The organism is Methylosinus sp. KRF6 (assembly GCF_018887255.1).
GTDB lineage: Bacteria > Pseudomonadota > Alphaproteobacteria > Rhizobiales > Beijerinckiaceae > Methylosinus > Methylosinus sporium.
In genome coordinates, this window is the sequence record NZ_JAHLJF010000001.1 from 3775379 (window position 1) to 3788460 (window position 13082).

General features: G+C 66.4%; 10 protein-coding genes. 5 read left to right on the plus strand and 5 right to left on the minus strand.

Annotated elements, in window-relative coordinates; translation table 11 throughout:
* Positions 1–55 precede the first annotated feature (55 nt).
* The 3 genes from KP010_RS17945 to KP010_RS17955 are packed head-to-tail and all read left to right on the plus strand — an operon-like array spanning position 56 to position 2390.
* Positions 56–1255, plus strand: coding sequence for an aminodeoxychorismate synthase component I (locus KP010_RS17945; protein WP_142863045.1), 1200 nt, complete (start codon positions 56–58; stop codon positions 1253–1255).
* Positions 1207–1917, plus strand: coding sequence for an aminotransferase class IV family protein (locus KP010_RS17950; RefSeq protein ID WP_142863044.1), 711 nt, complete (start codon positions 1207–1209; stop codon positions 1915–1917). The genes KP010_RS17945 and KP010_RS17950 overlap by 49 nt, the downstream gene beginning before the upstream one ends.
* Entirely contained in the window at positions 1914–2390 is a 477-nt protein-coding gene (locus KP010_RS17955) for a GNAT family N-acetyltransferase (protein WP_142863043.1), read from the plus strand. The genes KP010_RS17950 and KP010_RS17955 overlap by 4 nt, the downstream gene beginning before the upstream one ends.
* A gap of 139 nt (positions 2391–2529) precedes the next feature.
* On the opposite strand, the gene clpB is transcribed toward KP010_RS17955, so the two are convergent.
* Positions 2530–5145 carry an ATP-dependent chaperone ClpB gene (gene clpB / locus KP010_RS17960; protein WP_142863042.1) on the minus strand — a complete coding sequence of 872 codons (2616 nt, stop codon included), beginning with the start codon at positions 5143–5145 and terminating at the stop codon, positions 2530–2532.
* 244 nt (positions 5146–5389) lie between these two features.
* Here clpB and KP010_RS17965 point away from each other — a divergent pair, with 244 nt between their 5' ends.
* Positions 5390–6709 carry a hemolysin family protein gene (locus KP010_RS17965; RefSeq protein ID WP_371824216.1) on the plus strand — a complete coding sequence of 440 codons (1320 nt, stop codon included), beginning with the start codon at positions 5390–5392 and terminating at the stop codon, positions 6707–6709.
* A 21-nt stretch (positions 6710–6730) separates the two neighbouring features.
* Here the strand turns inward: KP010_RS17965 and KP010_RS17970 are convergent, their stop codons facing one another.
* The 3 genes from KP010_RS17970 to htpG all read right to left on the minus strand — a co-directional run bounded on the left by KP010_RS17970 (position 6731) and on the right by htpG (position 11236).
* Positions 6731–7690 carry a DUF4167 domain-containing protein gene (locus tag KP010_RS17970; RefSeq protein ID WP_142863040.1) on the minus strand — a complete coding sequence of 320 codons (960 nt, stop codon included), beginning with the start codon at positions 7688–7690 and terminating at the stop codon, positions 6731–6733.
* A gap of 745 nt (positions 7691–8435) precedes the next feature.
* Positions 8436–9320, minus strand: coding sequence for a peptide chain release factor N(5)-glutamine methyltransferase (gene prmC / locus KP010_RS17975; RefSeq protein ID WP_371824217.1), 885 nt, complete (start codon positions 9318–9320; stop codon positions 8436–8438).
* On the minus strand, positions 9317–11236 hold the full coding sequence (gene htpG, locus KP010_RS17980) for a molecular chaperone HtpG (RefSeq protein WP_142863039.1): 1920 nt from the start codon (positions 11234–11236) through the stop codon (positions 9317–9319). The genes prmC and htpG overlap by 4 nt, the downstream gene beginning before the upstream one ends.
* A 534-nt stretch (positions 11237–11770) precedes the next feature.
* Between htpG and KP010_RS17985 the strand changes: the two genes are divergently transcribed.
* Entirely contained in the window at positions 11771–12199 is a 429-nt protein-coding gene (locus KP010_RS17985; RefSeq protein WP_142863038.1) for a DUF2794 domain-containing protein, read from the plus strand.
* A gap of 72 nt (positions 12200–12271) precedes the next feature.
* Here the strand turns inward: KP010_RS17985 and KP010_RS17990 are convergent, their stop codons facing one another.
* The gene (locus tag KP010_RS17990; RefSeq protein WP_142863037.1) at positions 12272–13045 is read right to left on the minus strand and encodes a Bax inhibitor-1/YccA family protein; all 774 of its coding nucleotides are present in this window, start codon (positions 13043–13045) and stop codon (positions 12272–12274) included.
* Positions 13046–13082 lie beyond the last annotated feature (37 nt).

Here is a 13082-nt window from a genome sequence, read left to right on the forward strand (position 1 = left end):
CCGCAGGCCCGGCTGATATAAGATGCGCTTTCCGAACCGGAGCGCCGCGTCCCTCATGTTCCATATCGCCGAGCTTCGCGGGCGCGAGCCTTTCGACCCCAATAAGGCGCCCGATGGCCCCTTCGTCGTCTTCGAGGACGGACGAAACGGCGCCGCCCTGCTCTTCGACGAGCCGGAGGAGATCATCCGCGCCGATACGGCGGCGGAGGTCCCGCAGGCTTTCGCGCGCATGGAGGCGGCGACGCGGCGCGGGCTCTTTCTCGCGGGTTACGCCGGCTATGAGCTGGGCTATGCGCTGGAGGCCAAATTCGCGGGCGGCCCCGTGGCCCAGGCGCGCACGCCGCTGCTGCTGTTCGGCGCGTTTCGCGCGCCGCGCCAATATGAGTGGCGCAACGCCGCCTCGCTGGCGACCGAGACCGCGCCGGTCGAGATCGCGCTGACCCCGGCCTGGAGCCTCGCCGAATATACCGAGCGCTTCGACGCCTGCCGCGAGTTCATCTATGCGGGCGACGTCTATCAGATCAATCTGACCTTCCCCATGCATGGCCGCTACGAGGGCGAGGCGACGGCGCTCTATCGCGCACTGCGCAAACGCCAGCCGGTCGCCTATGGCGGCGTGGTCGCGCTCGGCGAGGAGAAAATCGTCTCGCTCTCGCCGGAGGTTTTTTTCGACGCCTGCGAAGGCGTGATCCGCGCCCGGCCGATGAAAGGAACCGCACGGCGCGGCTTTCTTCCGACCGAGGATATGGCGCGCGCCGCGCTGCTGACGCAGGACGAGAAATCGCGCGCCGAAAATCTGATGATCGTCGATCTTTTGCGCAATGATCTCTCACGCCTCTCGGAGGTCGGCTCGGTGCGCGTCACCGATCTCTTCACCGTCGAGACCTATCCGACGCTGCATCAGATGACCTCCGGCATAGAGGCGAAGCTGCGCGCGGGCGTGACGCTCGCCGATCTCTTCGCCGGGCTCTTCCCCTGCGGCTCCGTGACCGGCGCGCCGAAAATCCGCGCCATGGAGATCATTCGCGATCTCGAATGCGCGCCCCGCGGCGTCTATTGCGGCTCGCTCGGCCTCATCGCGCCCGACGGGGCGATCCGTTTCAATGTGGCGATCCGCACGCTCACACTTTTCCCCGATGGGGAGCTCGTCTGCAACGTCGGCTCTGCGGTCGTCGCCGATTCGCGGGCGCGCGAGGAATATGAGGAATGTCTGATCAAGGCGAAATTCCTGACCGGAGCGAAGACTTCGGCCTGATCGAAACGCTGCTGTGGACGCAGGACGGCGGTTTTCTCTATCTGAGCGAGCATGTCGCGCGGCTCTCCGCCTCGGCGCGCGCGCTCGGCTTTCTCCATAGCGACGAGGCCTTTCTCGCGGCGCTGAAGGAGGAGGTCGCCGACCCGCTCGATGAGCGTCTGCGCGTACGCTATGCGCTCGGCCGCGACGGCCGTTTCGAGGCCAGCTCGCTGCCGATCGACGCGATCGCGCCGGAAACGATCTGGCGCGTCGCCGTGGCGGAGGCGCGATTCGAATCAGACGATCCGATGCTGCGCCACAAGACGACGCGGCGCGAGCTCTATGAGCGCGAGCTGGCCGAAGCGGCGATGCGCTGCCGCGCCGATGAAGTGCTGTTCCGAAACGAGCGCGACGAGGTTTGCGAGGGCGCGCGCACCAATGTCTTTCTCGCACGCGACGGCGTGCTGCTGACGCCGCCGCTCTCCAGCGGGCTGTTGCCGGGAACATTGCGCGCGCATCTTCTCGCGAGCGGCAAGGCGCGCGAGAGCCTGCTGCGGCTCGAGGATTTTTCTGGCGACGCGGAATTTTATTTCGGCAATTCCGTGCGCGGGCTCGTTCGCGCGGCTCTGATCGCCGAGGACAAGATCGCCGAAGACCAGATCGCCGAGGAACCGGAGGCGTGATCCACATCCGCCCCGCCGCGCGCGACGACAGCGCGCTCGTCGCCGCTTTCGTACGCGAGCTCGCGGAATATGAAAAGCTCTCGCATGAGGTCGAAGCGTCGGAGGAAATGCTCGCCGAGGCGCTGTTCGGGCCAAATCCGCGCGTCTTTTGCGATATCGCCGAATGGGGCGACGCGCCGGCGGGATTCGCGCTGTGGTTCTATACCTTCTCCTCCTTTCGCGGCCGGCATGGAGTCTGGCTCGAGGATATTTTCGTGCGCCCGCAATTTCGCGGCGCCGGCATAGGCAAGGCGCTGCTCGCCCATCTCGCGCGGCGCTGCGTCGCGGAAGGGCTCGGCCGTTTCGAATGGTCGGTGCTGGATTGGAACGCGCCCTCCATCGCCTTCTACGAGGCGCAGGGCGCAAAGCTGATGCATGAATGGAAAATCTGCCGCATGACCGGCGCCGCTCTGGAAACTCTCGCGGAAAAATGACGCCGCATCCCTTCCTTCTCCCACTCGTGGGACAAGGTGGCCTCGCCATAGGGCGTCCGAGAGGACGCCCGTCGCAAGCGCCGGGCTAATGGCGAGGTCGGATGAGGGCGCGCTCGGCGCCCCCACCTCATCTCATTGCTCACGCCGCCTTTTCAGCCCCGAAGCTCCGCCGTCCGATCGGCCGCCCGTCCAGCGTCAGCCCTTGACTGTCGGTGGAGACCCACACCGTCGAGCCGTCCACAATGTCGCCGCCGAGCAGCGCCTCGGCGAGCGGGTCCTGCAGCTCCTTCTGGATCACGCGCTTCAGCGGCCGCGCGCCATAGGCGGGATCATAGCCCTTGGCGGCGAGCAGAGCGCGCGCCTTCTCGTCGAGCTTCAGCGTGATCTTGCGATCGTCCAGCAGCTTTTGCAGCCGCAGGATCTGAATATCGACGATCGCGCCCATATCCTCGCGCCGCAGGCGGTGGAACAGGATGATCTCGTCGACTCGGTTCAGGAACTCCGGCCTGAAGTGCGCGCGCACCACCTGCATCACCTCGTCATGCACGGCGGAGGAATCCTCGCCCTCCTGCTGCATCACCAGGAATTCGGCGCCGAGATTGGACGTCATGATGATGAGCGTGTTCTTGAAATCCACCGTGCGGCCCTGGCCGTCGGTCAGGCGACCATCGTCGAGCACCTGCAAGAGGACATTGAACACATCGGGATGCGCCTTCTCGATCTCGTCGAACAGCACGACCTGATAGGGCCGGCGCCGCACGGCCTCAGTGAGCGCGCCGCCCTCCTCATAGCCGACATAGCCGGGAGGCGCGCCGATCAGACGCGCGACCGAGTGCTTCTCCATATATTCCGACATGTCGAGCCGCACCAAAGCGGTCTCGTCGTCGAAGAGGAAATTGGCCAGCGCCTTGGTCAGCTCCGTCTTGCCGACGCCGGTCGGCCCCAGGAAGATGAAGGAGCCGATCGGCCGGTTGGGGTCCTGCAGACCGGCGCGGGCGCGGCGCACCGCCGTGGAGACGGCCGCGACCGCCTCCTTCTGCCCGACGACGCGGCGCGCCAGCTCGTCTTCCATATGCAGCAGCTTCTCGCGCTCGCCTTCGAGCATCTTATCGACGGGAATGCCGGTCCAGCGCGAGACGACCTGCGCCACATGCTCGGGAGTGACCTCCTCCTCGAGCATTTTCTGCGCGCCTTCCTTCTCGCTCGAAGCGAGCTTGCGCTCGAGATCGGGGATCAGACCATAGGCGAGCTCGCCGGCGCGCTGAAACTCGCCGCGGCGCTGCGCCTGGGCCAGCTCGTTGCGGGCGTTCTCGAGCTGCTCCTTCAGCTTTTGCGCATGGCCGAGCTTGTCCTTCTCGGACTTCCAGCGCTGCGTGAGCGCCGATGATTTCTCGGTCAGCTCGGCGAGCTCGGTCTCCAATTTGGCGAGCCGGTCCTTCGAGGCCGGATCGGTCTCCTTGCGCAGAGCCTCCTGCTCTATGCGCAGCTGAATGATGCGCCGGTCGAGCTCGTCCAATTCCTCGGGCTTGGAATCGATCTGCATGCGCAGGCGCGAGCCCGCCTCATCGACGAGATCGATCGCCTTGTCCGGCAGAAAACGGTCGGAGATGTAACGATTGGAAAGCGTCGCCGCCGCCACGATCGCGGCGTCGGTGATGCGCACGCCATGGTGCATCTCGTATTTTTCTTTCAGCCCGCGCAGAATGGAGATGGTGTCCTCCACAGTCGGCTCATCGACGAACACGGGCTGGAAGCGCCGCGCCAGCGCCGCGTCCTTCTCCACATGCTTGCGATATTCGTCGAGCGTGGTCGCGCCGACGCAATGCAGCTCGCCGCGCGCCAATGCGGGCTTCAGCAGATTGGAGGCGTCCATCGCGCCATCCGCCTTGCCGGCGCCGACCAGCGTGTGCATCTCGTCGATGAACAATATGATCCCGCCCTGCGCGGCGGTGATCTCGTTCAGCACCGCTTTCAGGCGCTCCTCGAACTCGCCGCGATATTTCGCGCCGGCGATCAGCGCGCCCATGTCGAGCGCGAGCAGCTTCTTGTCCTGCAGCGATTCGGGCACGTCGCCATTGACGATGCGCAGCGCCAGACCCTCGATGATCGCCGTCTTGCCGACGCCGGGCTCGCCGATCAGCACGGGATTATTCTTGGTGCGGCGCGACAGCACCTGAATCGTGCGGCGAATTTCTTCGTCGCGGCCGATCACCGGATCGAGCTTGCCCTCGCGCGCGGCCTCGGTGAGATCGCGTGCATATTTCTTCAGCGAATCATAGGCGCTCTCGGCCGAGGAGGAATCGGCGGTGCGGCCCTTGCGCAAATCCTCTATGGCGGAGTTGAGCGTCTGCGGCGTCACGCCCGCCTCGCTCAAAATGCGCGCCGCGTCGGTTCCCTTCTCGAGGGCGATGGCGAGCAGCAATCGCTCGACGGTGACGTAGGAATCGCTGGCCTTTTGCGCGAGCTTCTCGGCATTGTCGAAGAGCCGCGCGGTGGCCTGATTGAGCGAGGGCTGTCCGGCGCCGCCGCCCGAGACTTTCGGCAGCTTGGCGAGCGCAGCCTCGGTCTTGGCGAGCGCCTCTCGCGAGCGGCCGCCGGCGCGATCGATGAGACCGGCGGAGAGGCCCTGCTCATCGTCGAGCAGCACTTTCAACACATGCTCGGGCGTGAGCTGCGGATTGCCCTCACGCGTCGCGAGCGACAGCGCGGCCTGCACGAAGCCCTGCGCGCGCGTCGTGTATTTGTCGAAATTCATGGAAACCCTCCGGTCTCGAGACGCCACGCAAAGCGGCGCGCCTCGTCCCTATATGGCGTGAAAACGGTCCCTTGCGGCGACCTTCACGGCCGATATGGGAAAGACCCTCGCGCTCGAAAAGAGGGTGCGACGACTGGAGCGCGAGGATTCCCGCTCGAACAGCGAGGGCGAAGCGGCGTGTTTGCGCTCACGCGATCGTTGCCGACCCGAAAGGGGGGACTCGCGGGACGGCGACGGCGCGGCTATGCTCGCATTTATGCCTTACTTGGAAATTGCCGTCGTCATCGCCTTGACCATGGTCAATGGCGCGCTCGCGATGGCGGAGCTCGCCGTCGTATCGGCGCGCCCTGCGCGCCTCAGAGCCTCGGCGGAGCGCGGGGTTCCCGGCGCGCGCGCCGCCCTCGTCCTCGCTTCCGATCCTGGAAAATTTCTCTCCGCCGTTCAAATCGGCATCACGCTGATCGGCGTGCTGTCCGGCGCCTTCTCCGGCGCGACTCTCGGCGCGCGGCTCTCCGAATGGATCGCGTCTCGAGGCCTGTCGCCCGCTCTGTCGGAGACGCTCGGCGTCGGTCTCGTCGTCGCGGCGATCACCTATGTGTCGCTGATCGTCGGGGAGCTCGTGCCCAAGCAGATCGCCCTGCGCGATCCAGAACGGATCGCCGCCGCCGTCGCTCCGGTCATGAGCGTGCTGGCTCGGATCGCCGCGCCGCTCGTCTTCCTTCTCGATCTCTCTGGACGCGCGCTTCTGCGCGCGCTCGGCCATGGCGCGGCGGGCGCGCATCTGGTTTCGGACGAGGAGATCAGGGCGCTCGTAGCCGAGGCCGAGACGGCCGGCGTTCTGGAGCCGGGCGAGCGCGCGATGATCGCCGGCGTCATGCGTCTCGGCGATCGTCCGGTTCGCGGCGTGATGACGCCGCGCGGCGAGGTCGACATGATCGATCTCGACGATTCGCCGGAGACGATCCGTGCGGCGATCATCGCCAGCGTCCATTCGCGGCTGCCCGCCTATCGCGGCAAGACCGAGAACATGCTCGGCGTGCTGCAGGCAAAGGACCTGCTCGACTCCTATCTGCGCGGCGAGAGCCCGCAGCCGAGCGAATTCGTGCGCCAGGCCCCGATCGTCCCGGCCTCCGCCGATGCGCTGGACGTGGTCGAGATGATCAAGCGCGCCTCCGTCCATGTCGCGCTGGTCTTCGACGAATACGGCCACTTCCAGGGGATCGTGACCGACGCCGACATTCTCGAGGCGATCGCCGGCGGATTCGGGACGGCGGAAGGCCCGCCCGAGCCTCATGCCGTGCAGCGCGACGACGGCTCATGGCTCATTTCCGGCGCTATGCCCGCCGACGAAATGCTGGAGCTGCTCGCAATGCCCGCGTCCGAGGACCGGAGCTATCAGACGGCCGCCGGCTTCGTTCTGGCGCATGCCGGCCATCTGCCGGAGATCGGCGAGAGCTTCGACGCGCATGGCTGGCGCTTCGAAGTTCTCGACAAGGACGGCCGCCGGATCGACAAGATTCTCGCCCAGCGGGCGCTGCGCGGGCAAAGACGCGCGGCGCTCTGACGGCGCGCCGCAACGTTTCGATCAATCGGCGAGCGGCAGCTCGCCCGTGCGCGGCTGCTCGTCGCCGGAAGCGACATTGCCATTGGCCTCATCGCCCGGCGGACGCGTGCGACGGCGACGGCGCTGGTTCAGATGAAAGCCTGCGGCGGCTTCTTCATGCTCGCGGACCGCAGCGCGCTCGGTGCGCGCGAAGGCCTCGCTCTCATCGGCGCCGGCCGTGCGAATCGGCGCGGCGGTGATGAAGGACGGCAGCGCCGCGGCCGGCGCCTCGTCCTGCGCGGCCGGTTGCGCGCGCGGCGGGAAGCGACGCTCGCGATTGCGATCGAAATTCTGCCGATGCGGCCGCTCGCCGCCGCCCTCGGCGTTCTGCTCGCCGACATTGCGGTCGCGCTCGCGGCGATCGCGGAAGCCCCCACGATCCCCGCGATCCATCCCGCCACGATCCTGACGCGGCTGACGCTCATAGCGCGGCTGCTCATTGAGCGGACGATCGCCGATCGGGCGTTCCTCGAAAGGCTGCGGCTGCGGCGCGAATTGCGGCTGCGGCGTCGGCTGCGCATAGGGCGCGGCCGCATAGGGCTGCTGCTGCGGCGGCTGATAGCCGGCGGTCTGCGGCAGGCGCTCGGAGAGCGGCGCGAAACGGTCCGAGACGCCGCTGAAATCGTCATCGTCGTCGACGTCGGAATCGGCGGCCTCATAAGGACGACCGCCATAGCCGCCCTGCGCCTGCTGCTGCGCGGCCTGAGCGGCCGCGATCAGACGGAAATAGTGCTCGGCGTGCTGAAGCAGGCTCTCGGCCATGATCGTGTCGCCGGAGGATTGCGCGTCTCGGGCGAGCTGAAGATATTTTTCGGCGACATGCTGAGCGGTGCCGCGAATCTTTACGTCGGGACCGTTCGATTCGTAGGAGCGTGTGAGGGGATTGGGTCCTTTTCGGCCGCCATTGCGGCCGCGGATGCGTTTATTCTGTCCTGGTCTCATCGAATATCCCCAGAGAGGTTCTTACGCTTTGCCGGCTCGGCGCGTCGTGCTTCGGCCGAACGCGCCGAAAGAGACAAACGCTCGAAACTGCGTCAGAGGCGGAAGCCGGGCGCGGCCATCGTCGCAAAGCCCGATCCAACGGAGCCGATCCGCTCGGTCTCGAGCGGCGTTTGTCCGTTCTGTCGCTTGCACGATCCCGGCATGGATCGCACGCACGGCGCCGCGTCCTATGGACGAACCGCGCCGAATTCATAATTTCGCTCGAGCGCCGCCAACGCTCGAAAGCTTCGCCGAACGAGAGCACGCTCGGCTGCTCGTCTCGGCCCGTAGCAAGACAGGCTCGAAGTCGTCGACTCGACGCGAGCGCCGCCTGCGCTTCGCCTCACGCCATTAACCACAGCCGAACGAATCGCCGTCGGTCGAACCGAGGCCCAGTGGCCGAAACCGCCGCTCACGCTCGCCCGTCGATTGCTCGCATCTCGCGGGACGAGCCCGACCATGCAACGTCTTTTCGGGTTCGAACGGCGGCGCCGGACGCCGGCCCTTGCGGCGCGGGATGCGCGCCATCGGCAAAAATTCGGGGACCGGCCGTATCCCCCTACATCCGCGCTCGGCGTCGCTCACGACGATCAGCGTGTTTTCGCAGGCGACTATAGTCTACCCGGGCAGGCTCGCCAAGGGCGCGGTTGTTACGTCGCTCATATAAATAGGAGGTGTAGCCAATATGTCACGACCGGAGCGCGCGTCAGTCTCGGCGCCGCGCGGCGACGGCGCGCTCGCGTCCGCCGGCGTCCTTGCGAATTCCGGCCGGAGCGAGGCCTTTCTCGGCCAAGAGCGCGACGAGGCTGCGCGCCTGGCCGTCGCCCGCCTCGAGCACAGCGGCGCCCGATGGCGCGAGCAGACGCGGCAATTGCTCGGCGATCTCGCGATAGCAGTCCAATCCATCCGCGCCGCCGTCGAGCGCGAGGCGCGGATCGTGAAGACGCACCTCCGGCTCGAGCCCATCCAGTTCGCCGCTGGCGATATAGGGCGGATTGGAGACGATGAGATCGAAACGCGCCGCGAGCGCATCCGCCCAACGTCCGCGCAGAATCGAAGCGCGCCGCGCGAAGCCGCAGCGCGACAGATTGACCGCGGCGGCGGCGCAGGCCGCGGCGGAAAGATCGACGCCGATCGCGCCCGCCTCGGGGAGCTCGGCGAGCAGAGCGCAGAGAATGGCGCCCGAGCCGACGCCGAGATCGAGAATGCGCAAAGGCTCGCGCCGCCGCTCGCCTATGAGCTCGAGCGAAAGCTCGATCAGCGTTTCCGTATCGGGGCGCGGATCGAGCACGCGCGGCGCGACGAGGAGATCCTGCGTCCAGAAGCCGCGCTCGCCGAGAATACGCGACACCGGCTCGCGCGCCGCGCGGCGCTGCGCATAATCGCGCAGCCGCGCGCAGGCCGCCGCGCCGAGCTTCGCCGCAGGATCGAGCAGCAGCTCCGCCGCAGTGAAGCCGCCGGCGCCGAGCAAAAGCGCGCGCGCGTCGCGGCGCGCATCCTCGACGCCGCAGCGCGCGAGCAAAGCCGCGACCGCGTCGAGCGCCGCGGCGCGCGTCGCGTCCTCGAGCGCGAGAGCCGCGATCTGCGTCACGCTCTGGCGAGCAGAGCGGCGACGCGCTTGGCGAAAGCAGCCGCATCGAGCGGCGCCTCGCCATCGGCGATGCGGGCGGTGTCGAACAGCAGCCAGAAGCCGTCCTCCGCGCCGGCGCGATCGGCCTTGGCCTTTTGCGCGAGCGCGAGCACCGCCTCGTGACGCGGATTGATCTCCAGCACGGGCTTGCCGAAGACGCCCTTATTGCCGCTCTCCTGCAACATGCGCGCGAGCTGGAGATCGAAGCCGTGATCGGCGGCGATGAGACAGGCGGGGCTCTCGCGAAGACGCGTCGAGACGCGCACATCCTCGACCTCTCCGCCGAGCGTCTCCTTCAACATTGCGGTGAGCAGCGCGACCTCCGCGCTCGCTTCCGCCGGCGGCGTGTCGGCGGCGCCTTCCGGCGTCGGCACGGCGTCGATGTCGGCTGCGCCCTGCGTCACCGATTTGAACGGCTTGCCGTCATAGCCGACGGCGCTCGTCACCCAGAAGGAGTCGACCGGATCGTCGAGCAGCAGCACGTCTATGCCCTTGGCGCGATAGCCCTCGAGCTGCGGGCTGGCGGCGAGCCGCTTCTTGTCGTCGCCGGCGATGTAATAGATCGCGGTCTGATTGGGCCGCAGATTTTCGACATAGTCCTTCAGGCTGCGCCCGCCGTCCGGATGCTGCGCCGTCGAAAATCGCGCAATGGCGAAAATCTCGTCGCGGCGCACGGGGTCCTCGTGCAGGCCCTCCTTGATGACGGCTCCGAAATTCTTCCACAGGGCGGCGAACTTCTCCGAATCATTGGCGGCGAGATCGGAAAGCTCCTTGAGCACGCGCGTGCCGATCGCCTTGCGGATGGCGCCGATGATCGGATTGTTCTGCACCATCTCGCGCGAGACGTTGAGCGGCAGATCGGCGCTGTCGACGACGATGCGCATGAAGCGCAGCCAGGGCGGCAGAAGATCGGCCTCGCGCGAGATCAGCACGCGGCGCACATAGAGCTTGGAGCGGCTCTTGCGCTGCGGATCAAAGAGATCATAGGGCCGCGAGCCGGGCGCGAAGGCGAGCACCGTATACTCGGTGCGCCCCTCGGCGCGCCAATGAATGGTGAGCGCCGGCTCATCGAACTGGCCGGAAATCTGCTGATAGAAATCCTTATAGTCTTGTTCGCTGATCTCCGATTTCGGCCGCGTCCACAGCGCCGAGCCGTCGGTGAGGCGGCGCGGCTCCTTGCCCTTCTCCTCGACGAGGTCGATCGGTATCGCTATGGCGCCCGAATGCTCGCGCAAGATCTGCTCGATGCGATAAGGCTCGAGGAACTCCTCGGATTCCGCATTGAGATGCAGCGTCACCTTCGTGCCGACCGCGGGCGCGTCCGCCACGGCGAGCGGCGCGATCTGAAACGAGCCCTTGCCTTCCGACGTCCAGAGAAATGCGTCCGCAGAGCCGGCGCGGCGGGTCGCCACTTCGATGCGATCTGCGACCATGAAGGCGGAATAAAAGCCGATGCCGAAACGTCCGATCAGAGTTCCGCCCTTCTCGCCGCCCTGCTCATCGCCGCCCTTGGCCGCGAGCTCATCGAGAAAGGCGCGCGTGCCGGAACTCGCTATGGTGCCGAGCGCGGCGACGAGATCCTCGCGCGACATGCCGACGCCATTATCGGCGACGCTCAGCGTGCGGGCCTCCTTGTCGAGCGCAATGGTGACGAGCGGCGCGCCGGCCTGCGCCGCCAGCGCTTCGTTCGCCACCGATTCGAAGCGCAGCTTCTCGATCGCATCCGCCGCATTGGACACGAGCTCGCGCAGAAAAATGTCGCGCTCCGAATAGACCGAATGAGTCATCAGCTCCAGGAGCCGCGCGACATCGGCCTGGAAGCCGTAGTCGCTGCGCTCGGCTGCGTCGATCGTATGTGTTTCGGCGTGATCGTTCACGGGCGTCGTCTCCGCTTGTCTGTCGGCCTCGCCCCGCGCCGCTTCCCGCAAAATGGAAGCATGGCCGACGGCGCGCGGGCGCTGGCCGGGATATAGAGATCGTCATTGATCGGCAATGCCCCTGCCCGAGCCGCCTCGAGCGGAGCGCGCGGCTGATATCGGGGATCGTCGGCGAAGTTGCAAGATCGCTCGCCGCGATGAGCGGCGCGCGAGAACGAAAGGCGCGCGCGCAAAACAAGACGGGCCGCCCGAGCGTGCTCGGCCGGCCCGTCCATCGCCACGAACTCACGCTGCTCGAAAAGCGCCCTTCCGGGGGGCTGGGGGGCTGACGAAATCCGGAAAAACCACTTCTCGAGCCTGTCGAGGCAATAGGCTAGATATTGGTCGCCTCCTTTGGCGGACAAGGGGCTCGATATTGGCGAAAATGTGAAATCTCGTCTTTTGCGCGCAGGACCGATCGTCGCCGGATTGTCATCTTTGTCTTGCCCTCCCGCATTTGCCGCGCGATCATGCGCGAGAAATGGGGACAGCGGCATGAGCGAGACGGAGACGACCGAACCCAGCAGGCGGCGCGGCCTGCTCGCCGTCGTGGCAGGCCGCGGGACCAACGACAAGGATCGCAACGACAAGAATGGCCCCAGGGCCGCGCCCGAGAAAAGCGCTCCGCTCGTGTCCTTCGACCGGCGTGAATTGCGGCTCTTGCTCGATCTCTACGGCGCCAAGGTCGCCGCCGGCGAATGGCGCGATTATGCGATCGACTTTTCTCCCGGCAAGGCCGTGTTCTCGATCTTTCGCCGCGCCAGCGAGGCGCCGCTCTATCGCATCGAGAAAAACCCCGAGCTCGCCCGCCGCCAGGGCGCCTTCTGCGTCGTCGCCGCCGGCGGGCTGGTGATGCGCCGCGGCCACGATCTCGCGCGCGTCGTCGCCGTGCTGCAGAAAAAGCTGGAATTGGTGCGCGATTGAACTTTCGCCGAAGCAAAAAAGGCCCCGCCGGAGCGGAGCCTTCTCATTCTCTGTCGCTCGCGCATCGCGCGATCAGTCGTTGCGCTCGCCGAAGAGGTAGAGCAGCGACTGGAACATGTTGATGAAGTCGAGATAGAGCGACAGCGCGCCGAAGATGCTCTGCTTCGCCACCACCTCGTGACCATAGCCGGCGCTCTGATAATAGCCGTCCTTGATCGACTGCGTGTCCCAGGCGGTGAGGCCCGCGAAGATGAGCACCGACAGGATCGACAGAGCGAACTGCATCACGGTGCTCTGGAAGAACAGATTGACGAGGCTCGCGAGCACCAAGCCGATCAGGCCCATCACCAGGAAAGAGCCGAAGGCCGAAAGATCGCGCTTCGTGGTGTAGCCATAAAGGCTGAGACCGCCGAAGGCCGCGGCAGTGATGAAGAACACCTTGGCGATCGACGCGCCGGTGAACACGATCATGATCGACGACATCGACAGGCCCATCACCGCCGAGAAGGCGAGGAACAGGTTGCGAGCCGTCGCAGCGGAGACGCGGTCGGCGCGAAAGCCGAGAAAGAACACGAACGCCAAGGGCGCGAGCATCACCGCCCATTTCAGCGGGCTCGTGTAAAGCATCTGGCCGAAGGGGGTGAGCGCGATCTGCCGGCCGCCTTCCTTGGCGACGGCGAGCATATGCGTGCCCAGCGCCACCAGGCCGGTGACGCCGAGACCCAGCACCATGTAATTGTAGACGCCGAGCATGTAGGCGCGCAGGCCCTGGTCGATCTCGGCCGTGCCGGCTCGGGAGACGCCGCCCCGATAGCCGAAGCTCGTGTTGCGGTCGAAATTGGACATAGCATCCTCTCGTAAAAGGCCGCGCGGCCGGTCATCC

What these genes read in the sequence shown, in the direction of transcription:
- KP010_RS17990 (WP_142863037.1), bottom strand. Translation starts at nt 13,045, where the DNA reads ATGTCCAATTTCGACCGCAACACGAGCTTCGGCTATCGGGGCGGCGTC.
- KP010_RS17950 (WP_142863044.1), top strand. Translation starts at nt 1,207, where the DNA reads ATGTCTGATCAAGGCGAAATTCCTGACCGGAGCGAAGACTTCGGCCTG.
- KP010_RS17965 (WP_371824216.1), top strand. Translation starts at nt 5,390, where the DNA reads ATGCTCGCATTTATGCCTTACTTGGAAATTGCCGTCGTCATCGCCTTG.
- KP010_RS17970 (WP_142863040.1), bottom strand. Translation starts at nt 7,690, where the DNA reads ATGAGACCAGGACAGAATAAACGCATCCGCGGCCGCAATGGCGGCCGA.
- KP010_RS17945 (WP_142863045.1), top strand. Translation starts at nt 56, where the DNA reads ATGTTCCATATCGCCGAGCTTCGCGGGCGCGAGCCTTTCGACCCCAAT.
- clpB (WP_142863042.1), bottom strand. Translation starts at nt 5,145, where the DNA reads ATGAATTTCGACAAATACACGACGCGCGCGCAGGGCTTCGTGCAGGCC.
- KP010_RS17985 (WP_142863038.1), top strand. Translation starts at nt 11,771, where the DNA reads ATGAGCGAGACGGAGACGACCGAACCCAGCAGGCGGCGCGGCCTGCTC.